Consider the following 20,249-nt stretch of genomic DNA (forward strand, 5'->3'; position numbering starts at 1 on the left):
GCTTAGATACGCTTGAACACCAGCGAGCCGTTGGTTCCGCCGAAACCGAAGTTGTTCTTCAGCGCTACGTCGATCTTCATCGGCCGCGCCTGGTTGGCGCAGTAATCCAGATCGCACTCGGGATCCTGATTGAAGATGTTGATCGTCGGCGGCGAGATCTGGTGATGGATGGCCAGCACCGTGAACAACGACTCGACCCCGCCGGCACCGCCGAGCAGGTGACCGGTCATCGACTTGGTCGAATTGACGACGATGGACTTCTGCGCGTCGCCGAAGGCTGCCTTGATCGCATCCGATTCGTTCTTGTCGCCGAGCGGCGTCGACGTACCGTGCGCATTGACGTACTGGACGTCGGCCGGCGTCACACCGGCATTCTTCAGCGCATTGACCATCGAACGGCGCGGGCCGTCCATGTTCGGGGCGGTGATGTGATAAGCGTCGGCGCTCATGCCGTAGCCGGCCACTTCGGCGTAGATCTTGGCGCCACGGGCCTTGGCGTGTTCGTACTCTTCGAGCACCAGGACACCGGCGCCCTCGCCCAGCACGAAACCGTCTCTATCCTTGTCCCACGGACGGCTGGCCGTCGCCGGGTCGTCATTGCGGGTGGACAGCGCGCGGGCTGCGCAGAAACCGCCGAGGCCGAGCGGCGACACGGTCGATTCGGCACCGCCGGCAACCATCACGTCGGCATCGCCGTATTCGATGATGCGTGCGGCTTCGCCGATCGAGTGCGTACCGGTCGTGCAAGCGGTCACGATGGACAGATTGGGGCCCTTGAAGCCGTACTCGATCGACAGGTTGCCGGAAATCATGTTGATGATCGAACCGGGAACGAAGAAAGGCGAAACCTTGCGCACGCCGGCGACATTGTATTCGTCCTTGGTGGCTTCGATCAGCGGCAGACCGCCGATACCGGAACCGATGGCGACACCGACGCGCTCGGGATCGGCCGCGCCCTCCTGATCCAGGCCGGCGTCACGCACGGCCTGCATGCCCGCAGCCAGGCCGTAATGGATGAAGGTATCCATGCGCCGGGCATCCTTGGCGGAAATGTACTGGGTGATGTCGAAATTCTTGACTTCACCGGCAAACTGTACCGGAAAGGTCGAGGTGTCGAAGCGGGTGATCGGTGCGATGCCGGAAACGCCGGCAACGATGTTCTTCCAACCTTCTTCGACGCTGTTGCCGACCGGGGAAATCAGGCCCAGGCCGGTGATGACGACTCTACGACGTGCCAAGATATGCACTCCGAAAGCAAAAATAGCAAGGCCGGCCTTGGGGGCCGGCCTTGCCTGGTTGAAACCGGAATTGGCTTACTGCTTGTTGGCGAGGATGTAATCGACAGCCTGCTGGACGGTCGTGATCTTCTCGGCCTGGTCGTCCGGAATTTCGCATTCGAATTCCTCTTCCAGCGCCATGACCAGCTCGACGGTGTCCAGCGAATCCGCGCCCAGATCATCGACGAAAGAGGACTCGTTCTTGATGTCCGCTTCGTTCACACCCAGTTGTTCGGCGACGATCTTCTTGACGCGCTCTACGATGTTATCCATTCGAAAAACTCCTTCCCCTCGGGGTACGAAAAAAAACGTGTTGATTCTACCAAAAGCCGGGACTTGGTGTAATCAATCCATGAACATGCCGCCATTCACATGCACGGTAGTACCCGTGACATACGAGGCAGCGGGAGAAACCAGGAAGCCGACCGCACCGGCGACGTCTTCAGGTGTGCCGGCACGAGCCAGCGGAATCGAGGCCAGCATAGCGGCCTTTTGTTCTTCGGTCAGCGCATGCGTCATGTCGGTGGCGATGAAGCCCGGCGCGACGCAATTGACCGTGATGTTGCGGCTGCCCAGTTCGCGCGCCAGCGACCGGGAGAGACCGGCGACGCCGGCCTTGGCAGCGCAGTAATTGGCCTGGCCGGCGTTGCCGGAATAGCCGACCACCGACGAAATATTGACGATGCGGCCGAAGCGCGCCTTCATCATGCCGCGCATGACGCCGCGCGACAGACGGAAAACCGCCTTCAGGTTGGTGTCGATGACCGCATCCCACTCGTCGTCGCCCATGCGCATGGTCAGGTTATCGCGGGTGATGCCGGCGTTATTGACGAGCACTGTGATGGCGCCGAATTCCTTGGCGACCTCGGCGAGCACGGCGTCGGTCTGCGCGTTGTCGGTAACGTTGAGGACGACACCACGACCCTTGATGCCCGCTTCGGCGAGATAGGCCGAAATCTGCCCGGCACCGGCTTCGCTGGTCGCCGTACCGATCACGGTGGCACCCTGGCGGCCGAGTTCGAGGGCGATGGCGCGGCCGATACCGCGGGTGGCGCCGGTGACCAGCGCAATCTTGTCGTTGAGCATCGCTTACTCCAGGCCGAGATTGGCTTCGATGGCCGCCGCATCAGCCAGGGCAACCCCGGCAACACCGTCGGCACAACGCTTGGTCAGACCGGCCAGGACCTTGCCCGGACCGCATTCGGCCACGGTCGTCACGCCGATAGCGGCCATTTTCTGGACCGTCTCGACCCAGCGCACCGGATTGTAGGCCTGGCGCACCAGCGCATCCTTGATCCGGGCCGGATCGTTTTCGATCGCCACGTCGACGTTGTTGATTACCGGAATCTTCGGCGCCTGCAGCGTCAGCTCGGCCAGACGCGCAGCCAGTTTGTCAGCAGCCGGGCGGATCAGCGAGGAATGGAACGGTGCCGACACCGGCAGCGCCTTGGCCATCTTGGCACCGCGCGCCTTGCAGGCGTCCATGGCGCGTTCGACGGCGCCCTTGTGGCCGGCGATCACGGTCTGGCCGTTGGCGTTGAAATTGACCGGCTCGACGATCTCGCCCTGCGCCGCTTCGGCACAGGCGGCAACGATGCCGGCGTTATCCAGACCGAGCACGGCGGCCATGGCGCCGGTGCCGAGCGGCACGGCTTCCTGCATGGCAGCGGCGCGCAGGCGGACCAGCGGTACCGCGTCCTTGAACTCGATGACGCCGGCAGCAACCAGCGCCGAATACTCACCCAGGCTGTGGCCGGCGACGACGGCCGGCATCTTGCCGCCCTTCTCGCACCACAGGCGCCAGGCGGCGATACCGGCGGTGAGCATGACCGGTTGGGTATTGACGGTCTGGGTCAGGACTTCGGTCGGACCGTCAGCGACCATCGCCCACAGGTCGTCGCCAAGCGCGGCAGACGCTTCGTCAAAGGTGGCGCGAACCACGGCGGCATCGCCGTAAGCGGCCATCATGCCAACGCTCTGCGAGCCCTGGCCGGGAAATACGAAGGCAAAAGACATCAATCAGTCTCCTGTTATCAGAATTCGAGCAGGGCTGCGCCCCAGGTGAAACCGCCACCAACCCCCTCGACCAGGACTTTCTGGCCGCGCTGGATGCGTCCATCGCGAACGGCTTCGTCCAGCGCCAGCGGCACCGATGCGGCCGAGGTATTGCCATGACGATCGACGGAAACGATCACTTTCTCACGGGGCACGCCAAGCTTCTTGCCGGTCGCTTCAATGATGCGGATATTGGCCTGATGAGGAATCAGCCAGTCAAGGTCAGCGGTCGAGATACCGGCCTTGGCGCAGACTTCCTCGGCGATGTCGGCAAGCACGCGCACGGCGAATTTGAATACCGCCTGACCGTCCATGCGCAGGAAGGGATCACCGGTGACCTGACCCGAACAGACCTGGCCAGGCACGTTGAGGATACCGAACTGGCTGCCGTCGGCATGCATCGCCGTGGCCATGATACCCGGGGTCTCCGAGGCTTCAAGGACCACCGCGCCGGCACCGTCGCCGAACAGCACGCAGGTGCCACGATCGTTCCAGTCGAGGATGCGCGAAAACACTTCGGCGCCGATGACCAGCGCCTTCTTGTGCGAGCCGGAAACAATGAATTTCTCGGCAATGCCCAGGGCATAGGTAAAACCGGCACAAACGGCCTGTACGTCAAAGGCGGCAGCGCCCTTGTTACCGAGCTTGCCCTGAATGATGCAGGCAGTGCTGGGGAAGATGAAGTCCGGGGTCGACGTGGCAACAACGATCAAGTCGAGGTCGGCTGCAGCGACACCGGCCATCTCCAGAGCCCGCTGGGCGGCGATCAGGCCGAGTTCGCTCGAGGTCGTGCCGGCTTCGGCCAGATGACGGCTGCGGATACCGGTGCGCGTGACGATCCACTCGTCGTTGGTATCGATACCGCGCGCCGCCAGGTCATCGTTGCTGACGGGTTTGCCCGGCAGGTAGCTGCCGGTGCCGATCACGCGTGCGTACATTCAGACTGTCTCCACAGCAGCGGACGAAGCCGCATTGGTTAGTGCCAGGCGCTCGGTGATCCGCTCCAGGACACGGTTTTCCGCCGCGTCGTAGGCCCGGGCAATGGCGGTGCCGAACGACAATTCGTCGGCCGAGCCGTGGCTCTTCACCGAAATTCCCTTGAGGCCGAGCAGGATCGCACCGTTGTAACGGCGATGGTCGAAGCGCTTCTTGAAATTATTGAGCACCGAAATGGCGATCAGGGCCGCGATCTTGGTCAGCCAGCTACGCTTGAACTCGCTGCGCAACGACGATGCCAGCATCTGCGCCAGCCCCTCGGAAGTCTTCAGGGCGACGTTACCGACAAAACCATCGCACACAATGACATCGGCTTCGCCCTTGTAGATCCCGTCGCCTTCGACGTTACCGACGAAATTCAGACCGGAATTGCGCAGCAGGTCGGCGGCAGCCTTGACCACCTCGTTACCCTTGATCTCTTCCTCGCCGATATTGAGGATGCCGACTGTCGGCCGTTCCTTGTGCTCCATGGCGGCGACCAGCATGGCGCCCATGATGCCGAACTGCAGCAGGTGCTCCGGTTCGCAATCGACGTTGGCACCGAGGTCGAGCATGTGCGTGTGGCCGTTGATCGTCGGCAGCGGCGCACAGATCGCCGGCCGGTCGATACCGGGCAGCATCTTGAGGACGAAGCGCGAGATCGCCATCAGTGCGCCGGTGTTTCCGGCTGAAACGCAGGCGTCAGCCTCGCCGGACTTGACGAGATTGATGGCCACGCGCATCGAAGAATCCTTCTTGTTGCGCAAGGCGAGCGCCGGCGATTCGTCCATGCCGACCACTTCGGTCGCATTGACGATGCGCAGGCGTGAATCATCGGCCGTAGTGCCGAGCAGCGGACGCAAAACCTCCTCCTGACCAACCAGGACGAGATGAGCCGCCGGATGTTCTGCAAGAAAACGGATAGCCGCGGGCACCGTCACCGACGGTCCGTGGTCACCCCCCATGCAATCAATGGCGATGCGGGTTGTCATGGCAAAAGAAAAGGCAGGCGCTCCCGAAAGAGCCGCCTGCCCTTCAATGAACGATTACTCGCCCTTGGCCTTGAGGACCTTCTTGCCGCGGTAGAAACCGCTCGGGGAGATGTGGTGACGCAGGTGCGTTTCACCGGTGGTGGACTCGACGGCCAGCGGGGGCGCGGTCAGGAAATCATGGGCACGGTGCATGCCACGCTTCGACGGGGACTTCTTGTTCTGTTGAACGGCCATTTTGTGTTACTCCAAAAAAAATCAGTTCGGCTTGCCTTTGAGCCCGGCCAGTGCAGCAAACGGGTTGACCCGCTCACCGGCACCAGACGCGCCAGGCAAACCACATCCATCATGTCGCGGCGCAACCGGCAGGGACAACAGAATTTCGTCCTCGACCAGCTCCGCCACATCCAGTTCCTTTTCCACCGGCAGAAAATCCCGGCTGTCGTCTTCCAGTTCGTCTTGCGACACGTCGGCGTTGGCCGGAATGACTTCCAGCAGACGATCGACGTCCAGCGCGAAATCGATGGCATCCAGGCAGCGCTGACAAGCCAGCGGAATGCATCCGCTCACCGTCAGGCGCAGCAAGGGTTCGCCACGTTTACCCCTGAAACCTTCGAGATGCCAGGAAACCTCCCCGGACACTTCGGCCAGCAGATCATGCAGGCGTTCCATTGCCGAAACCGCCAGCGTTCCTTGCAGAACACGCGCATCCCGGGCAAAGGCGAAGGCATCATTGATTCTTTTCAAGCTGAATCTGTTGCGACTTAAACGGCGGATGATATTATTTTTGGCTCGCCAAGTCAAAGACAAAGTGCTGCATCAACAAATCGACGCAAGGCTTTGTTGCACAAAAACTTTCAAGATGAAAAACCTCGTACTCGCTTCAACCTCGCCGTACCGGCGCGAACTGCTGGCCCGCCTCGGCCTGCCCTTCAGCGTTGCCAACCCCCAGACCGACGAATCCGCCCTCCCCGGCGAAGCCCCCGAGGCGCTGGCCCTGCGCCTGTCCGCCGCCAAGGCCAGAGCCGTTGCCGAGCAATACCCCGATGCACTGATCATCGGCAGCGACCAGGTCGCCACGGTTGATGGTCGCATCTACGGCAAACCCGGCAATCACGAACGTGCCATTGCCCAGTTGCGTGAATTGTCGGGCAAGACCGTCAATTTCTTCACCGGCCTGTGCCTGTACAACGCCAGCACCGGCGTCAGCCAGGTGCGCGGCGTACCGACGCTGGTCACCTTCCGGACGCTGACCGACAGCGAGATCGACAACTACCTGCAACGCGAACCGGCCTACAACTGTGCCGGCTCAGCCAAATCGGAAGGCCTGGGCATCGCCCTGCTCGCCGGCATGCAGGGCGACGACCCGAATGCACTCGTCGGCCTGCCGCTGATCGCCCTGTGTGACATGTTGCGCAATCAGGGCGTGGCAATCCTCTGATGGCCGGCACCCTCTACCTGATTCCCGTCCCGCTCGGCCCATCGGCGCCGCCGGACAGCCTGCACCCTGGCGTTCTGGCCACCGTCCGGCCACTACGTCATTTCGTCGTTGAACAGGCGAAAAGCGCCCGCGCCTTCCTCAAGGCGGCCGGCACCGACCTGCCCTTGCAGGAACTGCAACTGGAAGAACTCAACGAACACAGCCGGCCGGATGCCATCGATCACCTGCTGGCGCCGCTGCGCGCCGGTCACGACGTCGGCTTGCTGTCGGAAGCCGGTTGCCCGGCGGTCGCCGACCCGGGTGCCGATCTGGTCGCCCTGGCCCAGCGCGAGAACATCCGCGTCGTGCCGCTGATCGGCCCGTCGTCGCTGCTGCTGGCCCTGATGGCCTCCGGCCTCAACGGCCAGCGTTTTGCCTTTCAGGGCTACCTGCCGGCCAAGGACATCGATCGCAGCAAGACCCTGCGCGAACTCGAAGCCGAATCGCGCAAGCGCCGACAGACCCAGTTGTTCATCGAAACACCGTACCGCAACCGGGCAATGTTCGACGCCATTCTGCAGGCCTGCCAGGGAACGACCCGATTGTGTGTCGCCACCGACCTGACCCTGCCCGGCGAATTCATCCGCACCCTGACCGTTGCCCAGTGGAAAAAACAAACGCCGCCCGAAATCGAGCGGCGTCCGACGGTTTTCCTGCTGCTGGCCTGATCAGTTCAGGCGAAAATCACCGGCACTGCTGGAAAAACCACGCCAGAAGCTGTCGACCGCACCGGCGCCAAGCCGTTTGGCAAAGCGCTCGGCGAGGTTTTCCTTGACCGAGTAATCAAGCACGTCCTCGACCTTGACCACGTCGCGAGCGACTGATTCAACCGTACCGAAACCATCGGCCAGCCCCAACTGGATACTTTGCGCACCGGTCCACATCAAGCCGGAAAATATCTCCGGGTTGTCCTTCAGGCGCTCGCCACGCCCCTTCTTGACCACCTCGATGAACTGGGCGTGGATATCGGCCAACAAGGTCCGGGCATGCGCCCGCTGGGTTTCGTCCTGCGGCGAGAAAGGATCGAGGAAACCCTTGTTTTCACCGGCGGTCAGCAGGCGCCGTTCGACGCCCAGCTTTTCCATCGTGCCGGTGAAACCGAAACCGTCCATCAGCACGCCGATCGAACCGACCACACTGGCCTTGTCAACATAGATCTGGTCAGCGGCAGCGGCTACGTAGTAGCCGCCGGAAGCACAGACATCCTCGACCACGGCATAGAGCGGCTTGTCGGGATACTTGGCCCGCAGCCGCCGGATTTCGTCGTTGACGATACCGGCCTGCACCGGGCTGCCGCCCGGACTGTTGATGCGTAGCACCACGGCCTGCGAATTCGGGGCGTCAAATGCCGAGTTCAGTGCCGACACCAAGCTGTCGGCACTGGCTTCACCCTTGGCGGCAATGACACCACGCAGCTCGACCATCGCGACATGCCTGTCGGCCACCTTGCTGCTATCCCATTCGATCAGGGCAAACAGGATGAAGGCAAGGTAGCCAAAGCCCAGCAGCTTGAAGAAGATGCCCCAGCGACGCCGCGCGCGCTGTTCGCTGAGTGTGGCAAAAGCCAGCTTTTCCAGGGTTTTTCTCTCCCAGGCGGGATCGTTGTCTGAGCGTTGGGGATTGAGGTCCATCTAGTTCTTTCTGGGGGAAGATTTCACCGGTCAAGTATAGCCTGCTCAGGCATTGGACATCAGCCAGGCGTCGAGTTCAGCGACGTCGTGCAGACAGGCCAGCGGCGCATGCTCAAGCAGGTGATCGTGCGGATGGGCGCCGTAGGTGACGGCCAGCGCATCGACGCCGGCATTGCTGGCCATCAACAGGTCGTGCGAAGTATCGCCGATCATCACGGTGGCAGAGCTGGTCACGCCGAATTCGGCCATCAGTTCCTCAAGCATCTGCGGGTGCGGTTTGGAGTGACATTCGTCGGCGCAGCGCGAGGCCGAGAAGAAAGGCCGCAAACCGGAGTGGTCGAGCGCCCGTTCAAGCCCCAGCCGGCTCTTGCCGGTAGCGACCGCCAGGATGTGTCCGGCCGCGTGCAGGCGCGCCAGCATTGCCGGCACCCCGTCGAACAGGGTCAGCGCATGATCGCCGGAGAGATAGTGGAAGCGGTAGCGGTCGACCATCGCCTGATAGTTTTCTGGCGCCAGATCGGGGACCGCGTGGCGCATCGCATCAGCCAGACCGAGTCCGATGACGTGGCTGGCCCGGGCATTGTCCGGCACCGGCAGGTCGAGATCGCGGCAGGCGGCCTGGATGGCCCTGACGATGGCGCCAGCGGAATCGAGCAGCGTCCCGTCCCAGTCGAAAACCACGAGTTCGTATTTCATTGTTGCTCCAGGATTTGTTGCAGGTTGTCGGCGGAAAACTCGCGCGGGGTTTGCGCGTCCACCGTCGTCATGTACTGGCGGATGCCGTCCGGCAGTGGTGCCACGCACTCGACCGGCGTGCCCAGCAAAGGATGGCGAAAAGCCATGCGCCAGGCGTGCAGTGCCATGCGCTTCAGACCGGCCGGACGCAGTCGCTTGTTGAGGTTGAAATCGCCGTACTTCTCGTCGCCGAGGATGGGAAAACCGAGATGTGCAAGATGGACGCGAATCTGGTGCGTCCGCCCGGTCTTCAACTGGGCTTCGAGCAGGCTCATGTCCGGCCAGCGGGCGAGCAGACGAAACACTGTATGCGATGCCTTGCCTTCGGCATTGACCGAGACCCGGCGCTCACCGCTGTCGGTCAGGTATTTGAGCAACGGCGCCTTGACGTGCTGGGTATTGTTCATCCAGCGCCCCTTGACCAGCACCAGGTAGCGCTTGTCGGCACCGGCGCCGTGCTCGCGGAACATGTCGTGCAGCGCCGTCAGCGCCAGCCGCTTCTTGCCAACCAGCAGGATGCCCGAGGTCTCGCGGTCGAGCCGGTGCGCCAGCTCGAGGAACTTGGCCTGCGGCCGCTGCCGGCGCAGCGCTTCGATGACCCCGAAGCTGACCCCGCTGCCGCCATGGACGGCGATGCCTTCGGGCTTGTCGATGACCAGCATCGCCTCGTCTTCGAAAATGATCGGTAGATCGACGCGAGCCTTGGCGGCCTCCTCGACCTCGTCCTGCGGGCGCTCGGCGATGCGGATCGGCGGAATGCGCACCCGGTCGCCGATTTCCAGTCGATAGGTGGCATCGACCCGGCGGCTGTTGACCCGGACTTCGCCACTACGCAGGATGCGATAGACATGGCTCTTCGGCACCCCCTTGCAGTGCCGCAGCAGGTAATTGTCCAGGCGCTGCCCTTGCGCTTCTTCGCCGATCACAACCAGAGTGACCGAATTGTTACCTGTGCCATTCATTTTCTAATATACTGCCTGCGTTTTACGTCTCTGTTTGCAAGGGATGCCGAACCGTCAGACCGTCCGCCCTCGCGCTGCAAGCGCGACTGCCATGCGGCAGGCCACGAAGTCCCTCCCGTGCCAATTGCCCGGGACAAACCAACGTGAAACGACTGGTTAAGTTCACTCACCAAAAGTAGTGATGTTAACGGATTAGCTCGCCACAAGCACGCACGGATCGCCCGTTGCAGGAATTCCAAGATCGCGCATTTCATAAAAAGACTCGCGGTCATTTAACGATCAGCACATTCATCATCGCCTTTGCCGCCAATCACATGACGCAACCCGATAACTGAACCTGTCGCTGCCTGCATGGGCGTTTCGTTGCCGTGAGCACCAGCGAGCTGGAGCCCCAAAACAATGAAACGCATGCTCTTCAATGCGACACAGGCGGAAGAACTCCGTGTCGCCATTGTCGATGGTCAGAAACTGATTGATCTCGACATTGAATCCGCCGCCAAGGAACAACGGAAAAGCAACATCTACAAGGGTGTCATCACCCGCATCGAACCGTCGCTCGAAGCCTGCTTCGTCGATTACGGTTCGGAGCGCCACGGTTTCCTGCCGTTCAAGGAAGTCTCCCGCGCCTATTTCCAGCCGGGCGTCGAACCGGGCAAGGCCCGCATCCAGGATGCGCTCAAGGAAGGTCAGGAACTGATCGTCCAGGTCGACAAGGATGAACGTGGCAACAAGGGCGCAGCCCTGACCACCTACGTCTCGCTGGCCGGCCGCTACCTCGTGCTGATGCCGAACAACCCGCGCGGCGGTGGCGTCTCCCGTCGTGTCGACGGCGACGAGCGCACCGAACTGCGTGAAATCATGGACCAGCTGGAAGTCCCCGGCGGCATGAGCCTGATCGCCCGTACCGCCGCCATCGGCCGCCAGGCCGAAGAGCTGCAGTGGGACCTCAACTACCTGCTGCAACTGTGGTCCGCCATCGAAGGCGCCGCCCAGCAGCAATCGGGCGCCTTCCTGATCTACCTCGAAGGCTCGCTGGTCATCCGCGCCATCCGCGATTATTTCCAGCCGGACATCGGCGAGATCCTGATCGACACCGACGAAGTCTATGAACAGGCCAAGGCCTTCATGGGCACCGTGATGCCGGGCAACATCAACCGCGTCAAGCGCTACCGCGACGACGTGCCGCTGTTCTCGCGCTTCCAGATCGAACACCAGATCGAAACCGCCTTCGCCCGCCAGGTCAACCTGCCGTCCGGCGGCGCCATCGTCATCGATCACACCGAAGCCCTGGTCGCTGTCGACGTCAACTCCGGTCGCGCCACCAAGGGTGCCGACATCGAGGAAACGGCGCTCAAGACCAACCTCGAAGCCGCCGACGAACTGGCCCGCCAGTTGCGCCTGCGCGACCTCGGCGGTCTAATCGTCATCGACTTCATCGACATGGAAAACAGCAAGGCCCAGCGCGAAGTCGAGAACCGCCTGCGCGACGCCCTGCGTTTCGACCGCGCCCGTGTCCAGATGGGCAAGATCAGCCGTTTCGGCCTGATGGAACTGTCGCGCCAGCGCCTGCGTCCGGCCCTCGCCGAAACCAGCTACATCCCCTGCCCGCGCTGCTCCGGCACCGGCCACATCCGCTCGACCGAATCGGCCGCGCTGCACATCCTGCGCATCCTCGAAGAGGAAGCGATGAAGGAAAACACCGGCGCCGTGCATGTTCAGGTACCGGTCGATGTCGCCACCTTCCTGCTCAACGAGAAGCGTCCGGACATCCAGGCCATCGAACTGCGCCACAAGGTCACCATCCTGCTGATCCCGAATGTTCACCTGGAAACGCCGGCGCACACGATCACCCGCCTGCGCCACGACGACCTGAACAACGACGACCTGCGCGAACCTTCCTACCGGATGGTTGACCAGCCGATCGAGGAATCTGCCAAGCAGGCCAGCCAGCAGGAAAGCGCCAAGCCGCGCCAGGAAGCTGCGATCAAGGGCATTTCGCCGGAACAGCCGGCCCCCAACCTGCCGGCCAAGGAAGAAGCTGTCGCCGCCCCGGTGCCTGCTGCCGCTTCCGCCGGACTGTTCGCTCGCATCGCCGCCTGGTTCCGCGGCCCGGCCCAACCGGTTGCCGCTGTCGAAGTCAAGCCGGAAGCGCCGGCCCGTAAAAGCCGCGAAGGTGCTCGTAACGACAACCGCCGTAACGGCCGCAATGGTCGTAACGGCAACCGTCGTGACGAAGGCGAACGCAACAATCGCAACACCGAACGCAACGACAAGCCGGCCCGCGAAGAAGCTGCCGGCAATGGTGAACCACGCCAGGAACGTCGTCCGCGCAAGGAACGCCGCGAGCGTCAGCCGCAGGCCGAGACTCGCCCGGCAATCGAACAGATGCCGCAAGCGCTTCAGGCCGTTGAACCGGATGCTCCGCAAACCGCAGCGGCTGGCGACGAGCAAGGCAACGCCCGTCGTCGTGGTCGTCGTGGTGGCCGTGGCCGCAACGAACGCCGCAACGAATCGGAAACCACCATGGTCGACGCGGTCAGCGCTGAGACCAGCGAGACGATCAACAATGAGCCGGTCGTCGTGACCATTCCTGCCGCGGAAACCACCATCGAGGCCAGCCCGGCACCGATGGCAGCGACTGTCGAAGTGGCTGTCGAAGCGATCGAACCGGTCGCTGCACCGGCCGTCGAGGCCCCGGCAACCGAAGTGGCTGCCGTCGCCCAGATCGAAGTCGCTCCCGAAGCCGTTCAGGAAACCGTCACGGTCGCCGAGATTGCTGCCGAACCGGCAACACCCGAAGTCCAGGCGGTTGTCGAAGCCCCGGTCGAAATCCCGGTCGTCGAGCAGCCCCAGGCAGTCGCCGTGGAAGCCGTCGCAGCACCGGCCCCGCTGCCGGCCAGCGCACCGATCAATGTCGATGCTGCCCTGTCGGACAGCGGACTGGTCATGGTCCAAACCACGGCTGAAGTGCTGGTCGCCCCGAGCGAACCGCCAGTCAAGCTGGGTCGTCCGCGCAAGGCAAAGGCGGTCGAGCAAAGTGCCGACGAGCCGCTGGTCATGGTCGAAACCGGCAAGTAAGCCGGTCACGGCCAACAAAAAGGGCGTCCTGCGGGACGCCCTTTTTCATTGCTGAAGCCGCCTCAGCCGCTGCTGAGTTTTTTCTGCACCGCCTCGACCACGCCCTTGGCGGCGTCCTCGACCATGTCGAGCACCAGGTCGAAGCCGTGCCCCAAACCATAGTACGGATCCGGCACTTCGTCGTCTTCGAAATTCCCGGCGTAATCCATGAGCAACTGAATCTTGGGTAATTGCTCAGGCATCGCCATGCGCTGCAGGTTGTCCAGATTACTGCGGTCCATGGCCAGGATCAGGTCGAAGTAATCGAGGTCCTGCAAGGCCACCTTGCGGGCACGCAATTGCGAGAGGTTGTAGCCACGCGCCGATGCTGCCCGCTGCGTACGCGAATCCGGGGCTTCGCCGACGTGATAGCCGTGCGTTCCCGCAGAATCAACTTCAACTCTATCTCCCAGTCCATTGATTTTTATCATATGTCTGAGCACAACCTCTGCCGTTGGTGAACGACAGATGTTGCCCATGCAAACCAGCAGCACGCGGTAAATCATTGCCTCTTATCTCCATCGGGGTCGTGCTGTGCAACGCCGAAAACACGTTCCCTGAGTCGGAAAAGTTCGTCGCGCGCAGCCGCCGCTTTTTCGAATTCCAGGTTCTTCGCGCAATCGAGCATCTGTTTCTCGAGTCGCTTGATTTCCCTGGCGACGGTTTTTTCATCCATTGCCTCGTAGACCGCGCGCTGTTGCGCCGCCTTCAGCTCGGTCTGCGCCGATTCGGCATCGTATACCCCGTCGATGATGTCCTTGATCTTCTTGGACACCCCGCGCGGCACGATGCCGTGCTGCTCGTTGAATGCGATCTGCTTTTCCCGTCGCCGTTCCGTCTCGGCGATGGCTTTCTGCATGGATTGCGTAATCCTATCAGCGTACAGGATCGCTGTGCCATGAATATGGCGCGCCGCCCGACCAATGGTCTGGATCAGCGAACGTTCGGAACGCAGGAAACCCTCCTTGTCGGCATCGAGAATGGCGACCAGCGAAACTTCCGGAATATCCAGCCCCTCACGCAGCAGGTTGATGCCGACCAGCACGTCGAACTCGCCCAGGCGCAAATCGCGGATGATCTCGACGCGCTCGACGGTATCGATATCCGAATGCAGGTAACGCACCTTGATCCCGTTATCGGCCAGGAAATCGGTCAGATCCTCGGCCATGCGCTTGGTCAGCGTGGTCACCAGCACCCGCTCGGCGACGCCGACCCGCTTGTTGATCTCGCCGAGCAGATCATCGACCTGAGTCGTTGCCGGGCGCACGATGACCTGCGGATCGATCAGCCCGGTCGGTCTGGCCACCTGCTCGACGACCTGGCCGGCGTGCTCATTCTCGTACTCGGCAGGGGTCGCCGACACGAAAACGGTCTGGCGCATCTGGCGCTCGAATTCGTCGAATTTCAGCGGCCGGTTGTCGAGTGCCGACGGCAGGCGGAAACCGTAATCGACCAGGTTCTCCTTGCGCGAGCGGTCGCCCTTGTACATGCCGCCGACCTGGCCGATGCTGACGTGCGATTCGTCGATGAACATCAGCGCATCGCGCGGCAGGTAGTCGATCAGCGTCGGCGGCGATTCGCCGGCTTTACGCCCGGAAAAATGCCGCGAGTAGTTTTCGATACCCTTGCAGAAACCGATCTGGTCGAGCATCTCGATGTCGAAGCGGGTGCGCTGCTCGATCCGCTGCGCCTCGACCAGTTTCTGGTGATTGGTGAAGAACTCGATGCGTTCGCGCAATTCCGCCTTGATTGCCTCGATCGCCCGCACTACGGTGGCCCGCGGGGTGACATAGTGCGACGCCGGGAACACCGTGAAGCGCAAGGCCTTGTGCAGCAACTGGCCGGTCAGCGGATCGAAGAACTGCAGGCTCTCGATCTCGTCATCGAACAGCGAGACGCGGATCGCGTGCTCGGCGTGTTCGGCCGGGAAAATGTCGATGACGTCGCCACGCACGCGGAAGATGCCGCGATGGAAGTCCATCTCGTTGCGCTCGTACTGCATGTCAGTCAGACGCTTGACGATGTCGCGCTGATCCATGCGATCGCCGACGCGCATGGTCAGGATCATGTTGTGGTACTCGTCGCGGTCGCCGATACCGTAGATGCACGACACAGTAGCCACGATCACCACGTCGCGCCGCTCGATCAGACTCTTCGTCGCGCTCAAACGCATCTGCTCGATGTGATCGTTGATCGAACTGTCCTTTTCGATGAACAGGTCGCGCGACGGCACATAGGCTTCCGGCTGGTAGTAGTCGTAGTAGGAAACGAAGTACTCGACGGCGTTTTCCGGGAAAAACTCCTTGAACTCGGAGTACAACTGCGCCGCCAGCGTCTTGTTCGGCGCCAGGATCAACGCCGGCCGCCCGGTACGGGCGATGACGTTGGCCATGGTGTAGGTTTTGCCCGAACCGGTCACGCCGAGCAGGGTCTGGAACGACAGGCCGTCCTCGATCCCTTCCGTCAACAGGCGGATCGCCTCCGGCTGATCGCCGGCCGGCGGAAAGGGTTGGTGCAAACGGTAGGGACTGCCGTCGAAACAGACGACGGGCGTGCTGCTGTTGGTTTCGCTCATGATAAAATTCTGCGCTTGTCGTCGCGATGGACACATCGCGCGTTATTGTTGTTCCCTCTCTATTATTTCACGGAGTCGCTAATGTCCTCTTCGATCTTCGCTGCGGTGGAAATGGCCCCGCGCGACCCGATCCTCGGTCTGAATGAAGCCTTCAACGCCGACGCGCGTGATACCAAGGTCAACCTTGGCGTCGGTGTGTACTTCGACGATAACGGCAAGATTCCGTTGCTGGCCGCCGTCAAAGCTGCCGAGGATATGCGCGTCAAGGCCAGCCTGCCGCGCGGCTACCAGCCGATCGAAGGCAACCCGGCCTACAACACCGCCGTCCAGAACCTGCTCTTCGGCAAGGATTCCGAACTGCTTGCCGCTGGCCGTGTGATCACCGCCCAGGCCATCGGCGGTACCGGCGCCCTGAAGATCGGTGCTGACTACCTGAAGCGCCTGAACCCGGACGCCAAGGTTTACATCAGCAACCCGTCCTGGGAAAACCACCGCGCCCTGTTCGAGGCTGCCGGCTTCATCGTTGAAGACTACGCCTACTACGACGCCGCCACCCGTGGCGTGAACTTCGCCGGCATGAAGGCCGACCTGAACAAGATGGCCCCGGGCTCGGTCGTGTTGCTGCACGCCTGCTGCCACAACCCGACCGGCGCCGACATGAGCGACGCCCAGTGGGCCGAAGTCGTCGGCATCTGCCAGGAACGCGGCCTGGTGCCCTTCCTCGACATGGCCTACCAGGGCTTTGCCGACGGCATCGATGCCGATGCTGTGGCGATCCGCGCCTTCTCGGCCTCCGGCCTGCAGTTCTTTGCCTCCAGCTCGTTCTCCAAGAACTTCTCGCTGTACGGCGAGCGCGTCGGCGCCCTGTCGGTCGTCACCGCCTCCAAGGAAGAGTCGGCCCGCGTCATGTCGCAGGTCAAGCGCGTCATTCGCACCAACTACTCGAACCCGCCGATCCATGGCGGCGCCCTGGTTGCCGCCGTGCTGGCATCGACCGAACTGCGCGCCCAGTGGGAAGCCGAGCTGGCTGGCATGCGTGATCGCATCCGCGCCATGCGTGGCGGTCTGGTCGACGCGATCAAGGCCACCGGCTGTGCCCAGGACTTCTCCTTCGTCACCCAGCAACGCGGCATGTTCTCCTATACCGGCCTGACCGCTGCTCAGGTTGAACGCATGAAGGAAGAATTCGGCATCTACGCCGTATCGACCGGTCGCATCTGTCTGGCTGCATTGAACAGCAAGAACATCGACTACGTCGCCAAGGCAGTCGCCGCCGTCACCAAGTAAGCAGACGGCACTGACCAAAAACGAAGGGCGGGAATTTTTCCCGCCCTTTTTTATCTTCCCGCGCTCAGGGTCAAGGTCGGCAGGCTGCCGCTAACCGCCAGCGGAACCCGCGTCGTCGATACCGAGGAGCGCGCCAGCGCCACCATTGCGCCATTGACCTCGCCGCCAGGCGCAACCCGCAACTGCCCCGAGGCAGTCAGCAGACCGGCATCAAGCCGGATGTCGCGCAAGGAAACGCCCTGCGCGTCGACACCAACATCGGCCTGCAATCTGTCGAAACGCGTGGCCCCGGCGCGGACCAGCGATCCGGGACCGCGCCTTGCGGCTTCGCCAATATCCATGCCGTTCATCAGTCCGCGGGTGACATCGATCTGCAACTGCGCCGAGGCATTTCGCCAGAGCGCCTGCCAGTCGTCTCCGCGAGCCGCAATCCGGATACTGCCGCTGAGATCGCCTTCGGCCGTCATCTGCGGTATCAGGTCGGCACCGATACGACGCAGATCGAGACGGGTCAACTCGCCATTACCCGACATCGCCAAGCCAGTCCCCCAACTCAGCGTCCAGTTGCCCTTGAGCAAGCCACCGAAGAAACTGGCATCGATGTCGCCGAGCTGCAGGCGATTTTCTTCCAGCACCACCTTGGCCTGCAGGACGGGGAAAGTCACGGGAACCCCCGGTAATCGCCAGGCACGCCCTTCCATCTTCAGATCGACACCCTGGGCAAGCGTCCTGGCCGTGATCAGGACACTACGATCCGGCGTCTCCAGCGAGGCGCTTTCCAGTTGCCCGGAAGACAGCAGGAGACGTCCGCCGAACGGACCAAAAAATACCGAATTCCCGGCATTGACCCGGAAGTCGCTGAGCGTGAGCTGACGCATGGCCGGCAAGGGTATCGCCGGCGACTTGCCAATCGCCGGCAAGGCCAGCAGCTGTTCAACCGGAATACTGGCGCCAGCAACCGTGACATCCTTGACGCCGGCAGCCCCGGACAAAATCATCCCCCATGGGCGATGAATTTCGATGGCATCGATAACACCACCACCGGCCGCGCCAATGGTGATTCCCTGCAAGGATAAATGTGGCGCCGGCAAGAGCCTGAGCGAAACATTGCCAACCGTGACCGGCGCCGCAAGCATGCCGCCCAGTTCGCGCTCGATGTCGGCGCGATAGTTGCCGTAAGGGAAAAAGATGACCAGCAAGACCAGGAATGCCAGCAAGCCGACGCCGCCCAAGGCCAGTAGACGGGGCAGACGACCGGCCGGAGCCGGCACATCGTCATGGATGTCCGGCTCGAATTCCGGCTGGAAACCTGGCGCTTCAGCGACCGGCGCCGCCGTCGGCAGGATGGGTTTGCCAAAGGAGGAAAAACGGCTGACCTGACTTTGCGCGCCAAGGCTTGTCGGCCCCGAAGCAGCGCCCGAACCGAAAGTGGAAAACTGGGAAATGGCAGAAACCTGTTCCTTGCGGGACTTGGGCTTACCCAACTCCCAGGCGGCAGCCGCCTTGGCCAGTGGCACGATATAACCGCCGCGCTCCAGTTCGTCGATGGCATTTTCCACCAGGCGTGAATTGCCGATCTTGGCCGACAATTCGCCAACCGTCATCTTTCCGTCCACCTGGACCAGCACCATCCGCAGATTGCGCTGGACAACCCGTGTACTTTGACGAACAGCCTCATCCCCAATAGGGGTTTTTGCATAGACCAAACCGGAATTCATCGCACAACTTCCATTCCAGAAACGACCGAGAAGACTTGACTCACCGGCATTCTACTCCTATAATGCTCGCTTCAATTCCTCGATAGCTCAGTCGGTAGAGCGCCGGACTGTTAATCCGTAGGTCCCTGGTTCGAGCCCAGGTCGAGGAGCCAAGTTCCATCAAAAAGCCCAGCCATGTCGCTGGGCTTTTTGTTTTTCCGGAATCTTGTTCCAAGCCTGCCAATATCCCGGAGAAACAAGCCACTAAGCAGTGGCAGACAAGGATATTAGCATACTCACTCGTGCCAGTCGGCGCTTTGTGATGACAGTTGCAAATGCGGCGACTACCCATTTCGATCTACCCCCTTGTTCCCCGTGTTTCGAGCGCTGATAATCCGGCACATGCGTAACGAAACCCTGCATGTCGAGGATACGCCCGCGAGCCTCGTCGACTTCCGCCCCGTCGTGACCAAGACCGACCACCTTCCGGGTACGCTGGTCGACAAATACGGTCGCCACGTCAGTTATGTACGCCTGTCGATCACCGATCGCTGCGACTTCCGCTGCACGTATTGCATGGCCGAGGAAATGACCTTCCTGCCGCGCAATCAGGTCATGAGCCTCGAGGAATCGCTGCGGGTGGCCGAAGCCTTTGTCAGCCTGGGCGCCAACAAGCTGCGCCTGACCGGCGGTGAGCCGCTGGTACGCAAGAACGTCATGTGGCTGATCGAGCGCCTGGGCGCCCTGCCCGGCCTCGACAATCTGGTGCTGACCACCAACGGTTCGCAACTCGAACGCTTCGCCGAACCGCTCAAGGCGGCCGGCGTCAAACGCCTGAACATCAGCCTCGACACCCTTGACCCCGAACGTTTCCGGCAGATCACGCGGATCGGCGAGCTGGGCAAGGTCCTGCGCGGCATCGAGGCAGCATCGACGGCTGGTTTCCGTCGCACCAAGCTGAATACGGTGATGATGCGCGGCACCAACGATCACGAATTTGTCGATCTGGTCCGCTTCGCCATGGCCCAGGGACTGGATATTTCCTTCATCGAGGAAATGCCGCTGGGCGAAATCCATGGACGCAGCCAGACCTACATTTCCACCGAGGAAACCCTGGCGCTACTTGGACAGCATTTCGAACTGACGCCGTCGGATGAAAACTCCGGCGGGCCGGCACGTTACTGGCGGATTCCCGGCAGCGAAACACGGGTCGGTTTCATTTCGCCGCACAGTCACAATTTCTGCGACAGCTGCAACCGGGTGCGCATCACCGCCAAGGGAGAGCTCTACCCCTGCCTCGGACAGAACGACGCCCTCAACCTGCTGCCGGTGCTGCGCAGCGGCGACGACCTGGCACTCCGCCAGGCGATTGTGGACAGCATGGGAATCAAGCCGTTCGGGCATGATTTCTCCAACCAGATGAACAGCCCACAGGTCATCCGCTTCATGTCGATGACCGGCGGCTGAAC

At 62.0% G+C, this 20,249-nt stretch carries 19 protein-coding genes and 1 tRNA gene; 6 read left to right on the forward strand and 14 right to left on the reverse strand.

What is annotated here, in order from left to right; translation table 11 throughout:
• Positions 1 to 2: 2 nt before the first annotated feature.
• From fabF to G471_RS0112375, 8 genes are all read right to left on the reverse strand, one after another.
• On the reverse strand, positions 3 to 1,238 hold the full coding sequence (fabF, locus tag G471_RS0112340) for a beta-ketoacyl-ACP synthase II (RefSeq protein ID WP_028995617.1): 1,236 nt from the start codon (positions 1,236 to 1,238) through the stop codon (positions 3 to 5).
• 75 nt (positions 1,239 to 1,313) lie between these two features.
• Complete coding sequence (gene acpP / locus G471_RS0112345; RefSeq protein ID WP_028995618.1) at positions 1,314 to 1,550, reverse strand: acyl carrier protein; 237 nt, start codon at positions 1,548 to 1,550, stop codon at positions 1,314 to 1,316.
• A gap of 72 nt (positions 1,551 to 1,622) precedes the next feature.
• The gene (gene fabG / locus G471_RS0112350; RefSeq protein WP_028995619.1) at positions 1,623 to 2,363 is read right to left on the reverse strand and encodes a 3-oxoacyl-ACP reductase FabG; all 741 of its coding nucleotides are present in this window, start codon (positions 2,361 to 2,363) and stop codon (positions 1,623 to 1,625) included.
• Between the two features lie 3 nt (positions 2,364 to 2,366).
• Positions 2,367 to 3,293, reverse strand: coding sequence for an ACP S-malonyltransferase (gene fabD, locus G471_RS0112355; RefSeq protein WP_028995620.1), 927 nt, complete (start codon positions 3,291 to 3,293; stop codon positions 2,367 to 2,369).
• Positions 3,294 to 3,310: 17 nt separating this feature from the next.
• Entirely contained in the window at positions 3,311 to 4,270 is a 960-nt protein-coding gene (locus G471_RS0112360) for a beta-ketoacyl-ACP synthase III (RefSeq protein ID WP_028995621.1), read from the reverse strand.
• Positions 4,271 to 5,299, reverse strand: a complete 1,029-nt coding sequence (gene plsX / locus G471_RS0112365; protein WP_028995622.1) for a phosphate acyltransferase PlsX — start codon at positions 5,297 to 5,299, stop codon at positions 4,271 to 4,273. It lies immediately after the preceding gene.
• 54 nt (positions 5,300 to 5,353) lie between these two features.
• Positions 5,354 to 5,533 carry a 50S ribosomal protein L32 gene (rpmF, locus tag G471_RS0112370; RefSeq protein WP_028995623.1) on the reverse strand — a complete coding sequence of 60 codons (180 nt, stop codon included), beginning with the start codon at positions 5,531 to 5,533 and terminating at the stop codon, positions 5,354 to 5,356.
• Between the two features lie 21 nt (positions 5,534 to 5,554).
• The gene (locus tag G471_RS0112375) at positions 5,555 to 5,968 is read right to left on the reverse strand and encodes a YceD family protein (RefSeq protein WP_245580559.1); all 414 of its coding nucleotides are present in this window, start codon (positions 5,966 to 5,968) and stop codon (positions 5,555 to 5,557) included.
• Between the two features lie 190 nt (positions 5,969 to 6,158).
• Here G471_RS0112375 and G471_RS0112380 point away from each other — a divergent pair, with 190 nt between their 5' ends.
• A complete protein-coding gene (locus G471_RS0112380; RefSeq protein WP_028995625.1) occupies positions 6,159 to 6,737 on the forward strand; it encodes a Maf family protein in 579 nt (192 codons plus the stop codon).
• Entirely contained in the window at positions 6,737 to 7,444 is a 708-nt protein-coding gene (locus tag G471_RS0112385) for an SAM-dependent methyltransferase (RefSeq protein WP_028995626.1), read from the forward strand. Before G471_RS0112380 ends, G471_RS0112385 begins: the two co-directional genes overlap by 1 nt.
• On the opposite strand, the gene G471_RS0112390 is transcribed toward G471_RS0112385, so the two are convergent.
• From G471_RS0112390 to G471_RS0112400, 3 genes are read right to left on the reverse strand one after another with little or no spacing between them, the layout of a single operon-like run.
• The gene (locus G471_RS0112390) at positions 7,445 to 8,407 is read right to left on the reverse strand and encodes a S49 family peptidase (protein ID WP_028995627.1); all 963 of its coding nucleotides are present in this window, start codon (positions 8,405 to 8,407) and stop codon (positions 7,445 to 7,447) included.
• Between the two features lie 45 nt (positions 8,408 to 8,452).
• The gene (locus G471_RS0112395) at positions 8,453 to 9,103 is read right to left on the reverse strand and encodes an HAD family hydrolase (protein ID WP_028995628.1); all 651 of its coding nucleotides are present in this window, start codon (positions 9,101 to 9,103) and stop codon (positions 8,453 to 8,455) included.
• Entirely contained in the window at positions 9,100 to 10,104 is a 1,005-nt protein-coding gene (locus tag G471_RS0112400; protein ID WP_028995629.1) for an RluA family pseudouridine synthase, read from the reverse strand. Before G471_RS0112400 ends, G471_RS0112395 begins: the two co-directional genes overlap by 4 nt.
• Positions 10,105 to 10,503: 399 nt before the next feature.
• Between G471_RS0112400 and G471_RS0112405 the strand changes: the two genes are divergently transcribed.
• On the forward strand, positions 10,504 to 13,182 hold the full coding sequence (locus tag G471_RS0112405; protein ID WP_028995630.1) for an Rne/Rng family ribonuclease: 2,679 nt from the start codon (positions 10,504 to 10,506) through the stop codon (positions 13,180 to 13,182).
• A 62-nt stretch (positions 13,183 to 13,244) separates the two neighbouring features.
• On the opposite strand, the gene G471_RS0112410 is transcribed toward G471_RS0112405, so the two are convergent.
• Together G471_RS0112410 and uvrB are read right to left on the reverse strand one after the other, a co-directional pair.
• Positions 13,245 to 13,727 carry a low molecular weight protein-tyrosine-phosphatase gene (locus G471_RS0112410; RefSeq protein WP_028995631.1) on the reverse strand — a complete coding sequence of 161 codons (483 nt, stop codon included), beginning with the start codon at positions 13,725 to 13,727 and terminating at the stop codon, positions 13,245 to 13,247.
• Positions 13,724 to 15,796, reverse strand: a complete 2,073-nt coding sequence (uvrB, locus tag G471_RS0112415) for an excinuclease ABC subunit UvrB (protein ID WP_028995632.1) — start codon at positions 15,794 to 15,796, stop codon at positions 13,724 to 13,726. The genes G471_RS0112410 and uvrB overlap by 4 nt, the downstream gene beginning before the upstream one ends.
• A gap of 81 nt (positions 15,797 to 15,877) precedes the next feature.
• Between uvrB and G471_RS0112420 the strand changes: the two genes are divergently transcribed.
• Entirely contained in the window at positions 15,878 to 17,083 is a 1,206-nt protein-coding gene (locus G471_RS0112420; protein WP_028995633.1) for an amino acid aminotransferase, read from the forward strand.
• 50 nt (positions 17,084 to 17,133) lie between these two features.
• Here G471_RS0112420 and G471_RS0112425 read toward each other — a convergent pair whose 3' ends face one another.
• Positions 17,134 to 18,687: an AsmA family protein gene (locus G471_RS0112425; protein ID WP_157272516.1), complete on the reverse strand. Its 1,554-nt coding sequence runs from the start codon at positions 18,685 to 18,687 to the stop codon at positions 17,134 to 17,136.
• 190 nt (positions 18,688 to 18,877) lie between these two features.
• Between G471_RS0112425 and G471_RS0112430 the strand changes: the two genes are divergently transcribed.
• Positions 18,878 to 18,953: transfer RNA gene (locus tag G471_RS0112430), tRNA-Asn, on the forward strand.
• 229 nt (positions 18,954 to 19,182) lie between these two features.
• Positions 19,183 to 20,247: a GTP 3',8-cyclase MoaA gene (moaA, locus tag G471_RS0112435; RefSeq protein WP_081700248.1), complete on the forward strand. Its 1,065-nt coding sequence runs from the start codon at positions 19,183 to 19,185 to the stop codon at positions 20,245 to 20,247.
• Positions 20,248 to 20,249: the final 2 nt, after the last annotated feature.

The sequence above is a fragment of the Azonexus hydrophilus DSM 23864 genome, assembly GCF_000429605.1.
GTDB lineage: Bacteria > Pseudomonadota > Gammaproteobacteria > Burkholderiales > Rhodocyclaceae > Azonexus > Azonexus hydrophilus.